The organism is Flavobacterium johnsoniae, assembly GCF_030388325.1.
Lineage (GTDB): Bacteria > Bacteroidota > Bacteroidia > Flavobacteriales > Flavobacteriaceae > Flavobacterium > Flavobacterium johnsoniae_C.
Genome location: NZ_CP103794.1, coordinates 600870 through 620499 on the forward strand (window position 1 = coordinate 600870; position 19630 = coordinate 620499).

At 33.1% G+C, this 19630-nt stretch carries 22 protein-coding genes and 1 tRNA gene; 5 read left to right on the forward strand and 18 right to left on the reverse strand.

Annotated features, from left to right (window positions below; all coding sequences use genetic code 11):
- Positions 1 to 40 precede the first annotated feature (40 nt).
- Together NYQ10_RS02840 and NYQ10_RS02845 are read left to right on the forward strand one after the other, a co-directional pair.
- Positions 41 to 397, forward strand: a complete 357-nt coding sequence (locus tag NYQ10_RS02840) for a hypothetical protein (RefSeq protein ID WP_276171904.1) — start codon at positions 41 to 43, stop codon at positions 395 to 397.
- Between the two features lie 83 nt (positions 398 to 480).
- Positions 481 to 1692 carry a cytochrome c3 family protein gene (locus NYQ10_RS02845; RefSeq protein WP_289878805.1) on the forward strand — a complete coding sequence of 404 codons (1212 nt, stop codon included), beginning with the start codon at positions 481 to 483 and terminating at the stop codon, positions 1690 to 1692.
- Here NYQ10_RS02845 and NYQ10_RS02850 read toward each other — a convergent pair whose 3' ends face one another.
- The 4 genes from NYQ10_RS02850 to NYQ10_RS02865 all read right to left on the reverse strand — a co-directional run bounded on the left by NYQ10_RS02850 (position 1693) and on the right by NYQ10_RS02865 (position 4030).
- Positions 1693 to 2436 (reverse strand): UDP-2,3-diacylglucosamine diphosphatase, encoded by a 744-nt coding sequence (locus NYQ10_RS02850; RefSeq protein WP_289878806.1) that lies wholly within the window; start codon positions 2434 to 2436, stop codon positions 1693 to 1695.
- Positions 2437 to 2505: 69 nt separating this feature from the next.
- Positions 2506 to 2958, reverse strand: a complete 453-nt coding sequence (locus NYQ10_RS02855; RefSeq protein WP_129746573.1) for a 6-pyruvoyl trahydropterin synthase family protein — start codon at positions 2956 to 2958, stop codon at positions 2506 to 2508.
- Between the two features lie 33 nt (positions 2959 to 2991).
- Positions 2992 to 3168: a hypothetical protein gene (locus NYQ10_RS02860; RefSeq protein ID WP_289878807.1), complete on the reverse strand. Its 177-nt coding sequence runs from the start codon at positions 3166 to 3168 to the stop codon at positions 2992 to 2994.
- A 97-nt stretch (positions 3169 to 3265) separates the two neighbouring features.
- Entirely contained in the window at positions 3266 to 4030 is a 765-nt protein-coding gene (locus tag NYQ10_RS02865) for an enoyl-CoA hydratase/isomerase family protein (protein WP_289878808.1), read from the reverse strand.
- 105 nt (positions 4031 to 4135) lie between these two features.
- Here NYQ10_RS02865 and NYQ10_RS02870 point away from each other — a divergent pair.
- Positions 4136 to 4209, forward strand: a tRNA-Ala gene (locus NYQ10_RS02870).
- Positions 4210 to 4328: 119 nt separating this feature from the next.
- Here the strand turns inward: NYQ10_RS02870 and NYQ10_RS02875 are convergent.
- From NYQ10_RS02875 to NYQ10_RS02890, 4 genes are all read right to left on the reverse strand, one after another.
- A complete protein-coding gene (locus tag NYQ10_RS02875; protein WP_289878809.1) occupies positions 4329 to 4505 on the reverse strand; it encodes a hypothetical protein in 177 nt (58 codons plus the stop codon).
- A gap of 552 nt (positions 4506 to 5057) precedes the next feature.
- Positions 5058 to 6026 (reverse strand): lipid A deacylase LpxR family protein, encoded by a 969-nt coding sequence (locus tag NYQ10_RS02880; RefSeq protein ID WP_289878810.1) that lies wholly within the window; start codon positions 6024 to 6026, stop codon positions 5058 to 5060.
- Entirely contained in the window at positions 6004 to 6792 is a 789-nt protein-coding gene (gene mtgA / locus NYQ10_RS02885; protein WP_289878811.1) for a monofunctional biosynthetic peptidoglycan transglycosylase, read from the reverse strand. Before mtgA ends, NYQ10_RS02880 begins: the two co-directional genes overlap by 23 nt.
- Positions 6792 to 7904 carry an NAD(P)/FAD-dependent oxidoreductase gene (locus NYQ10_RS02890; protein WP_289878812.1) on the reverse strand — a complete coding sequence of 371 codons (1113 nt, stop codon included), beginning with the start codon at positions 7902 to 7904 and terminating at the stop codon, positions 6792 to 6794. Before NYQ10_RS02890 ends, mtgA begins: the two co-directional genes overlap by 1 nt.
- A gap of 283 nt (positions 7905 to 8187) precedes the next feature.
- On the opposite strand from NYQ10_RS02890, the gene NYQ10_RS02895 reads away from it, so the two are divergent.
- Positions 8188 to 10089 (forward strand): S9 family peptidase, encoded by a 1902-nt coding sequence (locus NYQ10_RS02895; RefSeq protein ID WP_289878813.1) that lies wholly within the window; start codon positions 8188 to 8190, stop codon positions 10087 to 10089.
- Positions 10090 to 10276: 187 nt separating this feature from the next.
- Positions 10277 to 12709 (forward strand): ATP-binding protein, encoded by a 2433-nt coding sequence (locus NYQ10_RS02900; protein ID WP_289878814.1) that lies wholly within the window; start codon positions 10277 to 10279, stop codon positions 12707 to 12709.
- A 193-nt stretch (positions 12710 to 12902) separates the two neighbouring features.
- Here NYQ10_RS02900 and NYQ10_RS02905 read toward each other — a convergent pair whose 3' ends face one another.
- The 10 genes from NYQ10_RS02905 to rpmF form a co-directional block, all read right to left on the reverse strand.
- Positions 12903 to 14261: a sigma-54-dependent transcriptional regulator gene (locus NYQ10_RS02905; protein WP_289878815.1), complete on the reverse strand. Its 1359-nt coding sequence runs from the start codon at positions 14259 to 14261 to the stop codon at positions 12903 to 12905.
- A gap of 128 nt (positions 14262 to 14389) precedes the next feature.
- Entirely contained in the window at positions 14390 to 14686 is a 297-nt protein-coding gene (locus tag NYQ10_RS02910) for a hypothetical protein (protein ID WP_289878816.1), read from the reverse strand.
- Positions 14687 to 14701: 15 nt separating this feature from the next.
- On the reverse strand, positions 14702 to 14995 hold the full coding sequence (locus tag NYQ10_RS02915) for a PepSY-like domain-containing protein (RefSeq protein ID WP_276171889.1): 294 nt from the start codon (positions 14993 to 14995) through the stop codon (positions 14702 to 14704).
- Between the two features lie 17 nt (positions 14996 to 15012).
- Positions 15013 to 15303: a hypothetical protein gene (locus NYQ10_RS02920; protein ID WP_289878817.1), complete on the reverse strand. Its 291-nt coding sequence runs from the start codon at positions 15301 to 15303 to the stop codon at positions 15013 to 15015.
- Positions 15304 to 15331: 28 nt separating this feature from the next.
- Entirely contained in the window at positions 15332 to 15628 is a 297-nt protein-coding gene (locus NYQ10_RS02925) for a hypothetical protein (protein WP_276171887.1), read from the reverse strand.
- A 74-nt stretch (positions 15629 to 15702) separates the two neighbouring features.
- A complete protein-coding gene (locus NYQ10_RS02930) occupies positions 15703 to 15999 on the reverse strand; it encodes a hypothetical protein (RefSeq protein ID WP_229355619.1) in 297 nt (98 codons plus the stop codon).
- Positions 16000 to 16290: 291 nt separating this feature from the next.
- Entirely contained in the window at positions 16291 to 17637 is a 1347-nt protein-coding gene (accC, locus tag NYQ10_RS02935) for an acetyl-CoA carboxylase biotin carboxylase subunit (RefSeq protein ID WP_179001924.1), read from the reverse strand.
- A gap of 105 nt (positions 17638 to 17742) precedes the next feature.
- Complete coding sequence (gene accB / locus NYQ10_RS02940; RefSeq protein ID WP_276171885.1) at positions 17743 to 18231, reverse strand: acetyl-CoA carboxylase biotin carboxyl carrier protein; 489 nt, start codon at positions 18229 to 18231, stop codon at positions 17743 to 17745.
- Positions 18232 to 18254: 23 nt separating this feature from the next.
- Positions 18255 to 19253 carry a beta-ketoacyl-ACP synthase III gene (locus NYQ10_RS02945; protein WP_276171884.1) on the reverse strand — a complete coding sequence of 333 codons (999 nt, stop codon included), beginning with the start codon at positions 19251 to 19253 and terminating at the stop codon, positions 18255 to 18257.
- Between the two features lie 175 nt (positions 19254 to 19428).
- Complete coding sequence (rpmF, locus tag NYQ10_RS02950) at positions 19429 to 19623, reverse strand: 50S ribosomal protein L32 (RefSeq protein WP_008465217.1); 195 nt, start codon at positions 19621 to 19623, stop codon at positions 19429 to 19431.
- Between the last annotated feature and the right edge of the window lie 7 nt (positions 19624 to 19630).

Consider the following 19630-nt stretch of genomic DNA (forward strand, 5'->3'; position numbering starts at 1 on the left):
ATAAATAATATTTATATTTGTTGAATTAAAAGGTTTTAGGATGAGAGAAATTGAACAGATATATCATAATAATTTTGGGATAGCTTTTTACTGGAAAGATCATAACACGACAATTTCAGACAAAATACAATTGGTATTTAAAGAAACTGGCTTTTATTTTACCGTTCAAGAATTAAATCTTTTCTGCGATTTAATTGAAGATAGTATGATTGAAAACGCTTGTTGCGAAGCTTGCGAAATGAAATATTCTTGCCATAAATTTCTATTGAAAACACCTTGCAATTCGATAGATTTAGCTGTAAATATGACCGAATTAAAATCGATTAAAGATTTGGTTGAAGGTTCTTTGTTCAAAATTGAACTTGACGAATATATTTATGGAGTTGGAATGAATTAAGAAACATTCTAAATATTTTAACAACATTTTTTCATTATTGAAATATATTTTGATTCAAATCAAAAAAAAGTATATTTACAGCAATGAAAAAAGCTGTATTTCTACTAACCAACATTCTTTTGACAATTTTCTTTGTCAGCTGCAACAACAAATCAGAAGAATACATTGATCCGCGCGGAACTGATTTTGCGGGTTCAGAAAGCTGTGTACAATGCCACAAAGTACAATCTGAAATGGTTTTTAAAAGTTCTCACTTTAAAGCTACCGCTCCAGCATTATTAGAAAATGTATCGGGAGATTTCGATTATAAAAATCATACTTTTATTTACGACAAGAATACCAAATTGGTCATGGAAAAACATGGCGACAGCTTATATCAGGTTTTGTACAAAAACGGAAAAGAAACTGCGAGATATAAATTTGAAATTGTATTTGGCACAAAACACGCACAAACTTCCGTTTATTGGAGAGAAAATAACACTTACGAATTACCGATTTCCTTTTATCATTCTATAAATAATTGGGCGACAAGTCCTGGATTTCCTGCTGATAAACCTTATTTTGACCGAATGGTTGTTAAGGATTGTTATGCTTGTCACAGTTCTAATGTAAGTTCCAGAATGGTTGAGCAAAGTTCTGGACAAAAGAACTTTATGTCTATGGATGTGGAAGATATCATTAATAAAAAAACAATAGTTTACGGAATTGACTGCGAACGGTGCCACGGGCCAGCTAAAAAACACGTAGAATTTCACTTGAAAAACCCAAATGTAAAAGTTGCTAATAGCATTACAAGTTATAAAACACTAAATCGTCAGCAAAAATTAGACGCTTGCGCGTTGTGTCATTCTGGAAATGACGGAATGAAATTAAGATCGCGTTTTGAATTTAAGCCTGGAGATAATTTATCTGAATTCTTTCGTGAAAACAGAAATATTACCGATAGTGCAAAATTTGATGTTCACGGAAATCAATTTCGTTTAATGGCGCAAAGCAAATGCTTTATGAAAAGTGATAAAATGGATTGCATTACGTGTCATAATCCGCATGAAAATGCGTCTAAAAATATGGCATCGTATTCTAAAATTTGCATGAGTTGTCATCAAGGTTTAAAACATAATGAAACCACGCTTAAAACGATGCCTGAGAAATTATTAGCCGATAATTGTGTAGAATGTCATATGCCGAAAAAAGCTTCAAACGCGATTAGTTTTCAGCTTTCAAACAGCAAACAATTATCGAATTATATTTTGAGAACGCACCGAATCGGAATTTATCCGAATGCGAAAAAGTAATTATTTTTTGAATTCTTTTAATTCGAATTTTTCGCCGTCAAAAACGCCATATGTAAAATAGCCAATCCAATCTCCAAGATTAACATATTCTGAGTTTTCGCCAACAGAACGAATCATTGGCAAATGGCGATGCCCGAAAACAAAATAATTATAATGTTTAGTTTCTAGTTTTCGCTTGGCGTACAAAATAAGCCATTCTTTTTCTTCTCCTAAAAACTTAATGTCTTCATCGCCAGAAATCAATTTATTTTTGACTGATAAATATTGCGCTAAACTTACGCCAACATCTGGATGAAGCCAACGAAAAAGCCATTTTGAAAACGGATTTGTAAACACCTTTTTCATTCTTTTATACCCTTTGTCGCCAGGGCCTTTTCCGTCGCCGTGACCGATTAAAAAAGTTTTTCCGTTAAAAGTAAATTCTTTGTTATCATGATAAACCGGAATATTCAATTCGGTTTCAAAATAATCATTCATCCACAAATCATGATTGCCTACGAAGAAATAAATCGGAATTCCGCTGTCGCGAATTTCAGCCAGTTTGCCTAAAATTCGAACAAAACCTTTTGGAACAACCGTTTTGTATTCGAACCAAAAATCAAATAAATCTCCTAATAGAAAAATCGCTTCAGCATCTTCTTTAACCTCATCTAGCCAAGCAACGAATTTTTTCTCGCGCGGCAAACTCAATTCTGGAGTTGGCGCACCAAAATGCTGATCTGAAGCAAAATATATTTTTTTCATTTAGATTTTTAGATTGTTAGACAACTAAGATAAAATCTTTCGACTTTTGACTTTTGACTTTCGACTTTTTTACAAATTATCTGAAGCGTACCATTCTGCAAAAGACGATTCTGTTTCTTGAAGTTTTAATGAGAAAAGAGAAATTCCTTCTGGAAGTCTCGCAACGATTCTTTCAGCAAAATCAACCACCATATTTTCACTTGTTGGCTGGTAATCAACTAAAATAACATGATGACCACGGTTTTTCAGTTCGGCAGCTAATTCAACATGCGGAGTAGTTTGATTGAAAACAGTGGCATGATCAAATTGATCGACGATTTCTTCTTTTACAATTTTCTTTAGATCCGAAAAATCAATCACCATTCCGAATTTCACATTCGATCGGTCTGTAATTGGCGAACCAATAACCGTTACCGATAATTTATAACTGTGTCCGTGAACGTTCTTGCATTTTCCGTCGTAACCGTACAATGCATGTCCAGTTTCGAAGCTAAATTGTTTTGTAATTCTGATATTACTCATCGATGTTTAATTTTAAGCTTGCAAATTTACAAATTAATAACCGTTTTTATCTCTTTTTTTAGCGCGGTTATACATCCACAAAGCAATTCCGCCTAAAATCAGAAACGGAATAAAAGATCCGATGACAACGCCAATTTGATAACCGCTGTCTGGAGCGTCTTTTATTTTCTCTGCAATGTCAACTTTTTGTAGTAATGATATGAATTTCATTTTGAATTATATTTACTTTTCACTCTAATGTTCAACTTTGTCAAAGTTTGAAACTTTGACAAAGTTACTGTAAACCGAGACTGAGACTGAAAATTTTCTATTTCTTAAACTGAAGCAATGCATTTCTAGTAAAATCAGATAAAACCAATTTTCCAGTAATTGCCGCACGTTCAAAAAGAAGCGATTCCCATTGTTCTGTTCCTTCCCAAATAACCTTTTTCATTTCATATAAAGCGTCTGGATTGTACGAACTTAATTTCTTAGCAAAGCTTTCTACTTTTTCATCCAAATTTTCAGCTTCCGTTAAAACAGAATAAAGTCCTTTTTGAAAAGCCCATTCTGCCGATTTCCATTTATCTCCCGACAAAGTCATTTCTGTCATTGCCGTTTTTCCAATTTTACGAGAAACTGCTGGTTCGATTACAAAAGGTCCGATTCCGATCACTAATTCAGATAATTTAATATCGCTTTGCGGAGTAGCAAAAACATAATCGCAAGCCGAAATAATTCCGACACCGCCGCCAACAGCTTTTCCTTGCACACGACCGATAATTAATTTATCACAATTTCTCATTGCATTTAATAAATGGGCAAAACCCGAAAAGAATTCTAAACCTTGTTCTTCGTTTTCAACTTTCAAAAGTTCATCAAAAGAAGCCCCAGAACAAAATGCTTTCTCGCCTTGACTCTTTAGAATAATAACAGAAACCTCTTCATTTCTGCTTAACGAATTAATTTCATTGGTTAATTTATTTAATAATTCTCTCGGAAAGGAATTACTTGCAGGATGTCCAAACTCTACCGTTGCAATTGTATTTTGAAAAGAAGTTTCTAAACTTCCATTTAGATTTTCAGAACTCATAAAAATAGATTTAAAGGTAAAGTTACGCTTTTGAAAAATTATATTCTTGAAACTCTTTGAAATTTGTTTTTTGAAGATTATTTGACTTTATTTGTTTACACTTTTGGGGGATTAGCTCATCTGGCTAGAGCGTTACGCTGGCAGCGTAGAGGTGATCGGTTCGAGCCCGATATTCTCCACAAAAACAAAAACCCTTGTATTTAACTTTACAAGGGTTTTGTTTTTCTATAATTTCACAATCTTGTCATTTCGAGGAACGAGAATCTCATTAGTTGCTCGACAAAGACCGTAGAATTAATTATTTCTCATTCGCCGAATCTTCAGCATTCACATCGTCTTTTTCTGTTTTTTTGAAATCGTTATTCAGCAAATTTTCCAATTTCTTTTTCTCTTTCAGGTTTTTTCTGATTGTTAGTACAACAAGAATAATTACCAATATTGCTACAACTCCAATTATATTCCAATTAATATCCATAATATTATTTTTTACTAATTTAAAAAATAATGTTATTCGTCATATTATCAAAAAGTTAAGATGTTCACAAGCAATTAAAAGAAGCTAGTTATTTTATCTATAAGCTCGATACAATCATAAAATGCTATTTTTTATTATTAAACAAAAGCTATTTCTGCATCTTCATTGATTATTACATAATTTAGCAGCTAATTTTAAACGTAATTTTAAATTATAAACAAAAACTTAACCTTAAATTGAGAATTAATCAACAAAGAGTTTGTAGTTTTGCAAAATATTTGAGTAGGAACTGAATTAATATCGAAGCATATTCAAATTTTACAAATTGACAAATGTCTGTAATTGAATTAAGTATCATTTTTAAATATTTCTGAATTAGTACCCCGAAATTATTAAGATAAAAGTTCATATAGGCAAAATGCCAAAAAAAGCCGTAACAAATTCGTTACGGCTTTTTTTGAATTATTTTGTTACTCAATAAGTTAAAATAATGTTTTACAGTTTTGTGAGTTTCTTTTTTAGCGGAATGAAAAACACAACCTCTTAAAGAAATTACTTCAACAAAAACCCCATCCTAATCGAACCAAAAAAGTAGCCTTTATTAGTATCAATTCCAGGATCTTTTAATTCTCGTCCGCGATAAATAAAAGAATATGAAATATTGAAATTGTTATAGCGATATTTTAAACCAGCTTCTGCATTAAAACGAAGCGGTTCCAAATCAAAAGTAATCGGACTTGTATCATTAAACATACTGCCTTCAATCGTTGCGTCATAAAACTGATAATTGACACTTGGTGCTGCATAAAAATAAAATTCTCTAATATTTAGGCGTTCTTCAGCATTTACCGAAGCATCATGCATATTAGAATCATAAATTGGAAGTAAATTTTTAAAACCAAATCTAGCCATAAATCCTGTAGAAACTCCAGTAAAAATAGTTCCCAAATTAGCTTCAGATTGCCAATGAAGATCTACAAAATCATTGTGCTTTGATGGAAATAGTTTTTTAGAATACATGACATGCGCTTGTAATCCTAAAGCATTATGAATTTGATTTTCCCAGCCAAATACTTTTTTATAGCCAATAATTTTGTGAAATCCTTCTTGCAATTCTTCTCCAAAAGCATTCGGGCCAAGAAAACCAATTTGAAAATCGGTCTTCAAAACTGATTCACTTTGGTAAAAAAAGCTTTTTCCAACTTCGGCAAAAAGATAACCTGCAAAAGGACGATCGTTTATATCAACAGCTTCGGCATTTATAAATCTCGGATTGTAAAGATATTGCCCAATTCTAAATTCGGTAATTTCTTTATTGATTTTCTGGTTGTCATTTTTACTCAAAAATCGGTAAAAAAGCTCCAAACCATTGGTATAATACATGTCATTTTTAGAAGATGTATACAAATCATTGTCTGAAATAAAACCTATTTCTGTTTTTTTTCCTTGTCCAAAAGTGAGCGTTGCTGTCAATATTAGAAAAGCAAAAAGCTTTTTTTTACTTCTCTTTTTCTGTACCATTATAATTTATTTTTCCAACGTAACGCATTTCGCGAACAATTCTTTCTTTTCTTCTATTAATATAACTTGAAGAACCTGTAGCTTTAAATTTTCTAGGATTTGGCAGAATTGCCGCAATTCCAGCCGCCTGCATTGCTGTCAAACTCGACGCATCTCGACGATACCAATGTTCTGTAGCTGCATAAGCACCGTAAACACCATCTCCCATTTCGATACTATTTAGATAAACTTCCATAATACGTTCTTTGCCCCAGATAATTTCTATTAAAACTGTAAAATAAGCTTCAAGACCTTTACGCAAATAACTTTTTCCTTGCCATAAAAAGACATTTTTAGCAGTTTGTTGCGAAATTGTACTTCCGCCACGAATTCTGCGTCCGCGTTCGTTGCTTTTATATGCTTTTTGAAGTGCCTTAAAATCAAAACCATTATGCGTTAAAAAAGTGGCGTCTTCGCTGGCAATTACGGCTTTTTGCAAATTCATTGAAATTTTTTCGAGTGGTTCCCAATCATGGTCAAAATACACTTCTTTTCCGCCAAGTTTATTTTCGATGGCACGAATAAGCATTAACGGAGTAAAAGGAACTGGCACATATTTGAAGAAAATAACTGAACCAATAGATAATCCAAAAAACCATAAAGCAGCTTTGATAAAGAACCATTTTATTTTTTCTCCCAAAGATCGATTTCCTTTTTTAGGAGACGATTTTGGTTTTGGTTTCGCTGCGGTTGTTTTTTTTGGTGCTGGTTTTTTGGGTGCTGCCATTATATTAAATCTGCTAATTCGGTTCCTATTAAACTGCCTATTGCAACTCCCATTCCGCCTAAACGCACTCCACAAAACACGTTTTCAGATAGTTGAGTTACAACAGGATTTTTGCTGTTTCCGATTCCCATAATGCCGCTCCAACGATGGGCAATCTGAAAATCCTGATTTGGTAAAATTACATTTTTCAGTAAATCTTCCAATTTATTTTGAATAATTTTCGTCTGTCCAAATTCGGTTGTGGTTTCGCCTTCAAAATCTAGATTTCTGCCGCCGCCCAATAAAATTCGATCGTTGATATTTCTAAAATAATAATACCCTTTATCTAAATGAAACGTTCCTTTTATGTCTAAATTGTGAATTGGTTCTGTAATTAAAACTTGTGCTCTTGCAGGTTTTACGGCTCCATTTGTTAGAGATTCCGAAAAACCGTTTGTAGCAAAAAGCAGTTTTTGCGTTTTAAAACTAAAATCATTCAAAACCACTTCAACGTGATTTCCTGCATCGGCGTAAGAAGTAACGGTTTGTTGATTTAGAATTAAAATATCTGAAGAAATAGCTTGTTTCAATAATTCCTGCATCATATTTCCCGTATCGATCTGCGCTTCAAACGGATTAAAAACTAAATATTCCTGAATGTTTTCAAATCCAAAACGGTCTATTTCTTTAGAAAAAACATCGGCTTTAAAAATTGGTTTTAGAACTTCATTAATAAACGGAATTTTCGAAATACATTCATTAAATCCAGATTCGTCTTCTTTCAAAAACAATTCATATCCGCCATGAGGTTTAAAATCGATTGCAGAATCTCCGAGTTTTTTTCGAAGCAATTGAAGACCTTTCCAGCGTTTTTCAATTAGAGCCACAACGTCTTCTTCAGAATGTGTTTTTAAATCATCTAAAATTTCAGAAAGACTTCCGAAACAGGCAAAACCAGCATTTTTTGTGCTTGCGCCTTGCGGCAACATTCCTCTTTCGAGAACGAGAATTTTGGCAACAGGAAATCTTTCGCGTAAGCGTAATGCAGTATGTAGACCAACAATTCCACTTCCCACAATGGTGCAGTCAATAGCTGTAAACCAGTTTTTTAGTTCCCAATAGCTCAATTCCATTTTTAGAGTTTTTTATAAAAATAATGATTTTTTTGAACCATATAAGTTATATAAGTTCATTTAAATTGAGTTTTTAAAGATTTCATTTTTAAAACCAATCATTAAGAAATTAATTTATATAAGAAGTAGTACTTAATTTTCTTAATCTCCTAATGGTAAAGAGAAAACCATTTATTACTGTTTAAATGAACTTATATAACTTATATGGTTTAAAACCTTTTTAACATTTTGTTGCAAAATTATATTCGTACTTTTAGCGCCACAAAAAATAGAATAATTGATTATGAAAAAAGTATTATTAACAACCTTAATAATGATGAGTTTAAGCGCTATCGGACAGAATGTAATGTCGCCAGAATTGTTATGGAAATTAGGAAGAGTAACACCTCTTGGCATTTCTAAAGATGCAAAAAATGTGGTTTTTAAAGTTTCTACGCCTTCTGTAGAAGAAAATAAATCGTCTTCAAAATTGTATACGATTCCTGTAACTGGAGGAAATGCAGTTGAAATTAAAGACACAAAAGATATTTTGGCAGACAAAAATATTTCTCCTGACGGAAAATATGTTGTTTATAATGAAGAAGTAAAAATCGATAAAGTTTTAGGTAAAGATTTTTATCCAAACTTAACAAAATCTGACGCTCAAATCTACGACGGATTAGATTATCGTCATTGGGATACTTGGAACGAAGGAAAATTTAACCATGTTTTTTATAAAGAAAACAAAGATGGCGCAAAAGGAATTGACATCTTGAAAGGTGAAACTTTCGATTCTCCGCAAAAACCATTTGGCGGCGACGAAGATTATATCTGGTCGCCAGACAGCAAAAGTATTTTTTATGTTTGCAAGAAAAAAGCAGGAACGGCTTACGCAATTTCTACAAATACTGATATTTACGAGTACAATTTAGAAACTCAAAAAACAGTTAATAAAACCGACGGTAATTTAGGTTACGATACGGCTCCGCAATTTTCTTCGACAGGAAATTTAACTTGGTTGCAAATGAAACGCGATGGTTATGAGTCTGATAAAAACGATATTATTGTTGAATTTAAAGGTATCAAAACAAATCTGACTGCAAACTGGGACGGAACTGTAGATAATTTTATCTGGAGCAAAGACGGAAAAACAGTATTTTTTGTAGCGCCAATTGACGGAACAAAACAAATCTTCTCTGTTAATTTTCCAGGTTTAACTAAAATCGCGATCAACGTTAACCAAATAACAAAAGGAGATTTTGATGTTAATGATTTAGTTGGATTTTCTGGAGATGATCTTATCGTAACAAGAAACGATATGAATCACGCTGCTGAAATTTATAGTTTTAATTTGAAGAAAAACACTTGGAAACAGCTTTCTAACGTAAATACAGAAACTTACAAATCTTTAGCGTTAAGCAAAACAGAAAGACGTTATGTTACAACAACCGACGGTAAAAAAATGTTGGTTTGGGTAATTTTACCTCCAAATTTTGATGCTTCAAAAAAATATCCAACATTATTATATTGCCAAGGCGGGCCGCAAAGTGCATTGACACAATCGTATTCTTACCGTTGGAATTTCTCTTTAATGGCTGCAAAAGGTTATGTAGTTGTTGCACCAAACCGCCGCGGAATGCCAGGTCACGGTGTTGAATGGAATGAACAAATTAGTAAAGATTGGGGCGGACAAGTTATGGATGATTACCTTTCTGCAATTGATGATGTTGCAAAAGAAAGCTACGTTGATAAATCTCGTTTAGGTTGCGTTGGTGCAAGTTATGGAGGATATTCGGTATTTTATTTAGCTGGAATTCACAAAAACCGTTTCAAAACTTTTATTGCTCACGATGGTGTTTTCAATACCGTTTCTATGTTAGGAACAACAGAAGAAGTTTTCTTTAACAACTGGGATTTTGGTGGCGCTTATTGGGAAAAAGATAATGCTGTAGCACAAAAAGCTTACACGACTTTTAACCCTGCAACTTTGGTTCAGAATTGGAACAGACCAATTTTGATTTTCCAAGGCGGAAAAGATTACCGTGTTCCAATCGGACAAGGACAAGAAGCTTTTCAAGCAGCTCAATTAAGAGGAATCAAAAGTAGATTTGTGTATTTTCCAGATGAAAATCATTGGGTTTTAAAACCGCAAAATGCTCAAGTTTGGCAAGGCGAATTTTTTAAATGGCTAAGCGAAACTTTATAATCATTAAAAAATTATAAAAAAACAGCCGTAGATTTTACATAATCTACAGCTGTTTTTGTTTTCAAACATGACAATTATATAACAGATTCGAAAGGTTTAGGTTTCCGAAAACAGATTTTTTTAGATAAATTGCAATGTTTTAATCCCGAAGCTTCGGGACCAAATTTCCCAAATCCTTCAATAAAATATGGAGACTAAAAAAAGTTACACCGCAATAAAAGTTTTATTCAGCTATGTTGCATTATTAGCTTTGGTTGTCACCGTTGGATGGTTTCTGTATTCTGAAAATGTTGTTTACAATAAACTAGAAGACAAAATTGCTTTAGAAAAAACCAAAATACTACGAGTAAGCAGACTTTACTCAAATGTTTATAAAACGGAAAGTCTAGCAAGACAAACCATTCAAAATAACTCTCAAAAAGATTTCAAAAACTATTTGATCGAAACAGATTCGCTTCGCAAACGAATCGATACTTTAAAACAAATTGTTACAACAGAATATCAAAAAACACTTTTAGATAGTGTAACTTATTTTTTGGCTGAAAAAACCGAAAACATCAAGCAATTAAGAGAAATTAAAAACAAAGCAGATGACGAAACTTCTGTAAATAATGCCATTGATGAAATTACCAAAATGGAGTTCAATTTGAGAAAATTGGAACTTCAGGATTTCACCAAAAACCCAAATCAATTAGGGAGTTATCAGCGAAACGTTTTACAGCGTTATGTTGATTATATGAATTCTAATATTCCAGACGACAGCACAAATACTTTAAGCAAAAAAGCTTCAGATTCGATTTTAGCGAATTCTAAAAAGCTTTTAAGTTCTGTAAAATTAAAAGCGGAGAAGAAAAAAGAATCTTTAAATTTTGAAGAAAATAAATTGCTTCAGAACGAAATTGCCATTTCAGATCAGCTTAGAAAAATACTTCGAATTATTGAACGAGAAATCATCATCAACTCCATAAAGAGCAATACATTAAAAGAAAAATCATTAAAAAGAGTCAATGAAATTGTAACGGCTTCGGCAGTAATTGGTTTATTATTGACTTTATTTTTCTCTATTTTAATTGTAAGCGATTATTCGAAATCTCAAGTTTATAAAAAGCAATTGGAGATCGCTAATTTCAAAACCAAAAACCTGCTCAAAAGCCGCGAACAATTAATTTCGACAGTTAGTCACGACTTAAAAACGCCTTTAAGCACCATTGTCGGTTATTCTGAACTTCTTGGAAATTCAGACATTAACACCAAACAATCTTATTTCGTTAAAAACATTAAAAATTCTTCTGAGTATATTTCTCAGTTAGTTCAAGATTTGCTGGATTTTTCAAAAATAGAAGCAGGAAAAATTACAATAGAAAAAGTTCCGTTTTTACTTCCGGAAATTATTGAAGATATTGCTAGAAATATTCAAACCGTTTACAAGCATAAAAACATCGATTTAATTATCAATATTGATGAGAAATTTCAAAAACGTATTGTTGGCGATCCATTTAGATTGAAACAGATTCTGACTAATATTATCGGAAATGCCTATAAATTTACAGAAGAAGGATATATTAGAATTGCCGCTTTCGCGAATGATGAGCAGTCTTTTACCATTACAATTCAAGATACAGGAATCGGAATCGAGAAAGAAAACCAGAAATTAGTCTTTGAAGAATTTGCTCAAGCGAATGAAAACATTGAAAAAAAATATGGCGGAACTGGTTTAGGATTATCAATTTGCCAGAAAATAATTTCTATTTTGGGAGGTAAATTAAACCTTGAAAGTGTTTTTGGAAAAGGAAGCACTTTTAAAATCCAATTGCCTCTAATATTTGATAATAGCCAGAATAATCCCGCTGCTCCATCAAAACCTAAAACTGCAAAGAATACTAAAAAACAAACTTTTATTGTGGTTGATGATGATATTAATCTTTTAAATCTGACTTGCGGCGTTTTAAGACAAGAACAACATCAAGTTCTTTCTTTCAGCAATCCTGAAAAGGCTTTAGAAGCCATTCAGAATACACCTTTTGATTTTGTTATTACGGATATTCAAATGCCAGGAATTGACGGATTTGAGTTATTGGAAAAACTTCGTGAGCTTCCTATTTTTAAAAATCAGCCTGTAATTGCTTTAACCGGAAGAACAGATTTGGACCTTTCTGTTTACAAAGATGCTGGTTTTACTACGGTTGTAAAAAAACCTTATTCGCCAAAGATTTTATTGGAAACGATTCAGCATATTTTAGATCACGAAGAAATTCCTGAAACTGAAACTACTGAGGTTCAAAACCATAATTCTTCGCAAATGTATTCTCTAGAAACCTTAAATGATTTTCTGGGGAAAGACGAATCTGCTTTGAAAGAAGTTTTAAATTCTTTTATAGAAACAAGTATCGAGAATTTAGCTTCTTTAAAAACCGCAGTTAACGAAGAAAATCATGAAGAAATAAAATCAATCGCACATAGAATTGCGCCAATGTTCAGACAAATTCAAGCCAATGAAATTGGAGAACTCCTTAAAGATTTGGAAAAAGAAGATCTCAACAAAATTGATATAAAAAGTACATTTGCTGATTTGAAAAGTAAAATAGAAACGTTATTCGAAAATTTAAAACAGGAAATTTAAATAGAAAAAAGGCTTCATAAAAGTTGCAATCTTTAATAGATAAAAAAAAGTTCCAGAGGATCGGTATACATAAATTGCAAAAAAAACATGTCGCTCCTCTGGAGCTTTCTATTGCATACAAAACCTCTTTTTCTATAAATATTTTGCTTCTCCGAAGCTTACAGAAAGAAACTTTTTCTTTTTAGACGCACCTTTATTCTAATTCAATATTGTAATGCTTCAATTTGTTGTAAAGTGTTTTTCTTGTAATTTTTAAAAGTTTAGCCGCTTCAGATTTATTATTTTTTGCTTTTGATAAGGCATGAATAATCGCTTCTTTTTCGTTATCAGACAAAGCAAAACTTTCGTCTGCACTTGAATCGTTTTTTTGAATTTGAAAAAATTCTGCAGGAAGCACTTCACTTTCTATAAAATCACCGCGAGTTAAAAGTGTGGCACGTTTTACACAATTTTGCAATTCGCGTAAATTTCCTGGCCAATTGTAATTTTGAAAAATAGAAACCACTTCTGGAGAAAATCCGATAACATCTTTGTTTAATTGCTGATTGGCTTTTTCAAGAAAATAATCTGCAAAAAGCATTAAATCTTCATCACGATCTTTTAAAGATGGAGATTCAATAGAGAATTCGTTGATTCTATGGTATAAATCTTCTCTAAAATCGCCGTTTTTTACTGCTTCACGCAAATCTTCGTTTGTAGCTGTAATAATGCGTATATCGACGTTTATTTCTTTATTACTCCCAACAGGTTTAATTTTTCTTTCTTGAAGCGCTCTCAACAACTGAATTTGATTTTCGTACGAAAGGTTGCCGATTTCATCCAAAAATATAGTTCCGCCATTCGCAGCTTCAAAATAACCCATTTTATCACTGATTGCTCCAGTAAAAGATCCTTTCAAATGTCCGAAAAACTCGCTTGCCGCTAATTCTTTCGGAATCGCTCCGCAATCAACCGCAATAAAATTATTGTTTTTTCTTTGGCTTTGCTGATGAATGCTTTTGGCAATTATTTCTTTTCCAGTTCCGCTTTCACCAATAATTAAAACTGACATATCAGTCGGACTAACCAATTGAATATGATCTAAAAGTTTTTTTGAAGCAACAGAAATTCCTTTTACAAATTCATTTTCTGTAGAAGTTTGTTTTTTCGACGCTTTTTTTTCTTTAGCAGGAGCTTGTTCCTCTTCTTCTTTTGGAGCTTGCAGCGCATTATTAATTACAAGTAAAACCTCATCAGGATTGAAAGGTTTAGAAATATAATCTGCTGCACCATTTTTAATTGCTTTAACGGCAGTATTTACATCAGAGTAACCTGTCATTAAAATAATTGGAATATGCGGGTGAGAATTCTTAAATTCAGACATTAATCCAATACCGTCAAAATCAGGCAAACGAAGATCTGTCAAAATCAAATCAAACGATTCTTTTTTGATTGCTTCGCGTGCTTCTGCGGCTGAGAAAGCAATGGTTACATCGTACGATTTCTTGATTAGAAATTTTTCTAATAGTTTACAAAACGCGATGTCGTCTTCTATCAATAATATCTTCGGCATTTGCTTTTAGGGAGTTTTTTGCTAAAATAAGACTATTAAAATTGGATTTTCACAAAATTATGCAAAAAAAAAGAGATTGCACGTCGCAATCTCTTTTTCACCAAAAACATAAATCTAAATTCACCTAATTATATTTTCAACCAGTTACCATTGACATCTGAGTATACAGTAGCCTTTTGGTCTCCAACTGATATTTCTAGTTTGTATTCTTTTTTTTCGTTTACAAATGCCTTTTCCAGTTTTGCACCTGGATAAGCCGTCTGCAAAGCCGTTTTAACAGCTGCAGGCACAGCATCTGCAGTAACTTCTGTATATTCTGTTTGAACAATTACAGTTGCTTTTGTGTCTTTAGAAACAGGCAATACATTTGCTTGAATTGACATTGTTCCGAAAAGAACTACTGCTGATAAGATTAACTTTTTCATGATGCTGATTTTTAATTATTTTTTGATGATGTTACCAGAAGCATCTGTAAAAATAGTATACTTCTTTTCTCCACTTGAAATCTCAAGTTTATACTCGTTTTTCTCGTTTTTATAAGCCTTTTCAAGCTTAGTATTCGGGAAAGATTTTTCAATTGTAGACTTCACTGCTGCCGGAACAGCATCTGCAGTTACTTCGGTAAATCCATCTTGAATAAGTACTGATTGAGTGATCGAAATCGCTGGAAGAACTGCGGCATTAACCGATAAACTTCCTAACACAATCGCCGCTGATAAAACTAACTTTTTCATAATATTGTGGTTTAAAATTATTTTTTAAGAATGTTACCAGAAGCATCGGTATAAACGATCGATTTTTCACCTCGAACGGTTATCTCAATTTTATACTCCTTTTTGTCATTCACCCATGCTTTTTCAAGCACTACACCAGGATAAGCGTCGTCTAAGCCTTTTTTAACAGCTGCTGGAACTCCGTCTACTTCTTTATATCCATCCTGATCATTTACTGTCTGCACCATTGTGTTGGCTACAGCAGTGGTTTCTGCGTGCATCGACAAACTGCCTAAAACAATTGCTGCCGATAGAATCAACTTTTTCATAGTAATAGTTTTAAGGGTTAGTATTTAATTATTTTTTAATCCAAGTTCCATCTGCGTTAGCAAATAGATTTCCTGTTTTATCTCCAACAGTTACTTCAAGCTTGTATTCAGACTTTGTATTTTTAAATGCTTTTGTTAAAACTGCATCTGGATACGCTTTTTTAAGCGCGTCTGTTACGGCTGCTGGAAGTTCTTCTAATTTAATCTCTGTATAATCATCTTGGATAGAGATTGTTTTTACGATAGTATTTGAAATTGGCGAAGTTGAAGCAAATGATGTTAAACCTCCCAAAACGATTGCGGCTGATAAAAATAAATTTTTCATGATAATTCTGTTTTAATATTGTTAATTTGATCTTAGTATTCTTGATCTGGATTTTCAAAATCTATAAGATTAGATTATTTTTTAATCCAAGTTCCGTCTGCATTAGCGAAAAGATTTCCAACTTTGTCACCTACTGTAACATCAAGTTTATACTCAGATTTTTCGTTTTTATATGCTTTAGTAATTACAGCTTCTGGATATGCTTTTTTCAAAGATTCAGTAATTGCTGCTGGTAATTCTTCTAATTTGATTTCAGTGTATTCGTCTTCAACAGAAATCGTTTTTACGATTGTATTATTTACTTGTGTAGTTGAAGCGAATGAAGTTAAACTTCCTAAGACAATTGCGGCTGATAAAAATAAATTTTTCATAACGTATATATTTAAATTAATAGTTGTTTACGCTTTAGGTAATGAAATTATTATGCCGTAAAAGAAAAGAACTGTGCCAAACCCGTTAAAGCCTTATTTTTAAAGGGTTTCTTTAAATATGCCAAAAAACAGCCAATATTAAAAAGTGTGTAAATGAAGAAAAAAGTGTGTAATAAGTAAACACTTAAAGTGTTACCTTAGAAAAATTTCAAGTATCAAGTTGAATCTAAAGAACGTATTCAAAACTTATATAAAGAAAAAAGGCTGTCAAAAAATTGACAGCCTTTATAATTATTCTGGATTATTCATTTTAAATGTATCCATAAATGCAGTTGTATAATCTCCTGCAATATATTTTGGATCATCCATTAATTGTCTGTGGAAAGGAATTGTAGTTTTCACACCTTCAATTACGAATTCATCAAGAGCTCTTCGCATTTTGCTGATAGCTTCTTCACGAGATTGTGCAGTTGTAATTAACTTAGCAATCATAGAATCGTAGTTTGGCGGAATGCTATATCCTGAATACACGTGAGTATCTAAACGAACTCCGTGTCCTCCTGGCATATGAAGCGTAGTAATTTTTCCTGGTGAAGGTCTGAAATCATTATAAGGATCTTCAGCATTAATACGACATTCGATAGCATGTAATTCAGGAAGATAGTTTTTACCAGAAATCGGAATTCCAGCAGCAACCATAATTTGCTCACGAATTAAATCATAATCAATAACTTGTTCTGTGATTGGGTGCTCTACTTGAATACGAGTATTCATTTCCATGAAATAGAAGTTTCTGTGTTTGTCAACCAAAAACTCTACAGTTCCAGCTCCTTCATATTTAATGAACTCAGCAGCTTTTACAGCAGCCTCACCCATTCTAGCACGAAGTTCATCTGTCATAAACGGAGAAGGAGTTTCTTCCGTTAATTTTTGGTGACGACGTTGTACAGAACAATCTCTTTCAGAAAGGTGACAAGCTTTACCATAAGCATCACCAACAACCTGAATTTCGATATGACGTGGCTCTTCAATAAGTTTCTCCATGTACATTCCGTCATTTCCAAATGCTGCAGCAGCTTCTTGACGTGCGCTTTCCCAAGCTTTTAAAAGCTCTTCTTCCTTCCAGATAGCACGCATTCCTTTTCCACCACCACCAGCTGTAGCTTTCATCATAACTGGATAACCAATTTCTTTAGCTGTTTTTTGTGCATGTTCGTAAGATTCTAATAATCCGTCTGAACCTGGTACACAAGGTACTCCTGCCGCTTTCATTGTAGCTTTTGCAGAAGCTTTATCTCCCATTCGGTCGATCATTTCAGGAGCCGCACCAATAAATTTGATTCCGTGCTCTTGACAAATTTTTGAGAATTTAGCATTCTCAGAAAGAAATCCATAACCTGGATGAATTGCATCTGCATTTGTAATTTCTGCAGCTGCAATAATATTTGACATTTTCAAATACGATAAGTTACTCGGAGGAGGACCAATACAAACCGCTTCGTCAGCAAATTTAACGTGTAAACTTTCTGCGTCGGCTGTAGAGTAAACTGCAACAGTTTTGATTCCCATTTCCTTACATGTACGAATTACACGTAGTGCAATTTCTCCTCTATTCGCAATTAATATTTTTTTAAACATCTTACTTTAATTAGATAATTAGACAATTTGATAATTAGATAATTTTAGATGATCAATAAAAATCGCTTATAAATCAATCTAAAATCTAAAATCTAAAATCTAAATTTATGATGGATCTACTAAGAATAAAGGTTGGTCAAATTCTACTGGAGACATATCGTCAACTAGAATTTTTACAATTTTACCAGAAACTTCAGATTCGATTTCGTTGAATAATTTCATTGCTTCAATTACACAAAGAACATCGCCTTTAGATACAGTACTTCCTACTTCAGTAAATACTGGTTTGTCTGGAGATGGTTTTCTATAGAATGTTCCAATGATTGGAGATTTTATAGTAATGTATTTAGAATCGTCTTTAGCAGCCGGAGCTTCTGGAGTTACATTTACAACTGTTGGAGCTGTAACTTGTGGAACTTGAGCTTGCGGTAAAGCTGCTTGAGCAGGTAATTGCTGTACATAAGTTGCTTCAGTTACATTTGTTTCTAAAGTTGTTCTGATCGTGATTTTCACATCATCCATTTCTAACTTCACTTCTGCAACGCCCGAATTTGCAACAAATTTGATTAGGTTTTGAATTTCTTTTAAATCCATAATGATTCGTTTTTAGTTTTAATTTATTTCTTATCGTAAGCCCATTTTAAATAGATAGATCCCCAAGTGAATCCACCACCAAAGGCAGCAAAGATAACATTATCTCCTTTTTTCAATTTATCTTCAAAATCAGCTAATACTAATGGAAGAGTTCCAGAAGTAGTATTTCCGTATCTTTCAATGTTTACCAAAACTTTAGAATCATCCAATTCTAATCTTCCAGCAGTAGCATCAATAATACGCTTGTTTGCCTGGTGTGGTACTAACCAGTCAACATCCTGATTTGTCAAATTATTTCTTTGTAAAATCAATTCGCTGGCATCTGCCATGTTCGTTACAGCATATTTGAAAACAGTTTTACCGTCTTGCATAATATTGTGCTGTCTGTTTTTTACTGTTTCTTCGCTAGGCGGAATCAAAGAACCTCCTGCAGGGATTTTAAGAAAATCGCGTCCTACACCATCACTTCTTAGATATTCATCCTGCAAACCTAAACCTTCATAATTTGGTTCGAAAAGAACTGCACCAGCTCCATCGCCAAAAATAATACAAGTTGCTCTGTCTGTATAATCTACAATTGATGACATTTTATCGGCACCAATTAAAAGTACTTTTTTGTAACGTCCAGACTGCACATAAGCCGCAGCAGTAGACATTCCGTACAAGAAACTTGAACACGCTGCTTGCAAATCGTATGCAAATGCATTTGTAGCTCCAATTTCTGTTGCAACATATACTCCTGTAGAAGCCACCATCATGTCTGGTGTTGCTGTTGCCATGATAATCATATCAATCTCTAACGGATCGATATTTGCTTTTGCAATTAAGTCCTGTGCTGCTTTTATTGCAAGGTATGATGTCCCTTTATCAGCATCTTTAAGAATTCTTCTTTCTTTAATTCCTGTTCGAGTGGTAATCCACTCATCATTGGTTTCAACCATTGTTTCTAAAACTTTGTTTGTAAGAACAAAGTCAGGAACGTATCCTCCAACAGCGGTAATTGCGGCTGTGATTGTATTCATTATATTCTACTATTTTCCTTCCAAATTATCATTAATTTGAAAAATTTTTAAAAGGCTTGAAAATTACAAAAAAAAACGAAACGATTTTGTCTATATTTTCCTAAAAAACGAAAATTATAACCAACAAAAAAAACTCTCACTATGTGAGAGTTCTAGTATAATTTACAAAAACGTATTAAGCAACCGCTTCAGATTTATCGATAACAACTTGCCCTCTGTAGTACATTTTACCTTCATGCCAGTAAGCTCTGTGGTATAAATGTGCTTCTCCAGTAATTGGACATGTAGCGATTTGAGCTACAGTAGCTTTGTAATGTGTTCTTCTCTTATCTCTTCTTGTTTTCGAGGTCTTTCTCTTAGGATGTGCCATTTTACTA

Coding starts and splice junctions, on each gene's coding strand:
- NYQ10_RS02920 (WP_289878817.1), bottom strand. CDS start 15,303: ATGAAAAAGTTGATTCTATCGGCAGCAATTGTTTTAGGCAGTTTGTCG.
- mtgA (WP_289878811.1), bottom strand. CDS start 6,792: ATGGCAGCACCCAAAAAACCAGCACCAAAAAAAACAACCGCAGCGAAA.
- rpmF (WP_008465217.1), bottom strand. CDS start 19,623: ATGGCACATCCTAAGAGAAAGACCTCGAAAACAAGAAGAGATAAGAGA.
- NYQ10_RS02890 (WP_289878812.1), bottom strand. CDS start 7,904: ATGGAATTGAGCTATTGGGAACTAAAAAACTGGTTTACAGCTATTGAC.
- NYQ10_RS02915 (WP_276171889.1), bottom strand. CDS start 14,995: ATGAAAAAGTTAGTTTTATCAGCGGCGATTGTGTTAGGAAGTTTATCG.
- NYQ10_RS02875 (WP_289878809.1), bottom strand. CDS start 4,505: ATGGATATTAATTGGAATATAATTGGAGTTGTAGCAATATTGGTAATT.
- NYQ10_RS02845 (WP_289878805.1), top strand. CDS start 481: ATGAAAAAAGCTGTATTTCTACTAACCAACATTCTTTTGACAATTTTC.
- accC (WP_179001924.1), bottom strand. CDS start 17,637: ATGTTTAAAAAAATATTAATTGCGAATAGAGGAGAAATTGCACTACGT.
- NYQ10_RS02910 (WP_289878816.1), bottom strand. CDS start 14,686: ATGAAAAAGTTAATCTTATCAGCAGTAGTTCTTTTCGGAACAATGTCA.
- NYQ10_RS02855 (WP_129746573.1), bottom strand. CDS start 2,958: ATGAGTAATATCAGAATTACAAAACAATTTAGCTTCGAAACTGGACAT.
- NYQ10_RS02895 (WP_289878813.1), top strand. CDS start 8,188: ATGAAAAAAGTATTATTAACAACCTTAATAATGATGAGTTTAAGCGCT.
- NYQ10_RS02840 (WP_276171904.1), top strand. CDS start 41: ATGAGAGAAATTGAACAGATATATCATAATAATTTTGGGATAGCTTTT.
- NYQ10_RS02880 (WP_289878810.1), bottom strand. CDS start 6,026: ATGGTACAGAAAAAGAGAAGTAAAAAAAAGCTTTTTGCTTTTCTAATA.
- NYQ10_RS02930 (WP_229355619.1), bottom strand. CDS start 15,999: ATGAAAAATTTATTTTTATCAGCCGCAATTGTCTTAGGAAGTTTAACT.
- NYQ10_RS02865 (WP_289878808.1), bottom strand. CDS start 4,030: ATGAGTTCTGAAAATCTAAATGGAAGTTTAGAAACTTCTTTTCAAAAT.
- NYQ10_RS02860 (WP_289878807.1), bottom strand. CDS start 3,168: ATGAAATTCATATCATTACTACAAAAAGTTGACATTGCAGAGAAAATA.
- accB (WP_276171885.1), bottom strand. CDS start 18,231: ATGGATTTAAAAGAAATTCAAAACCTAATCAAATTTGTTGCAAATTCG.
- NYQ10_RS02850 (WP_289878806.1), bottom strand. CDS start 2,436: ATGAAAAAAATATATTTTGCTTCAGATCAGCATTTTGGTGCGCCAACT.
- NYQ10_RS02945 (WP_276171884.1), bottom strand. CDS start 19,253: ATGAATACAATCACAGCCGCAATTACCGCTGTTGGAGGATACGTTCCT.
- NYQ10_RS02905 (WP_289878815.1), bottom strand. CDS start 14,261: ATGCCGAAGATATTATTGATAGAAGACGACATCGCGTTTTGTAAACTA.
- NYQ10_RS02900 (WP_289878814.1), top strand. CDS start 10,277: ATGGAGACTAAAAAAAGTTACACCGCAATAAAAGTTTTATTCAGCTAT.
- NYQ10_RS02925 (WP_276171887.1), bottom strand. CDS start 15,628: ATGAAAAATTTATTTTTATCAGCCGCAATCGTTTTGGGAGGTTTAACA.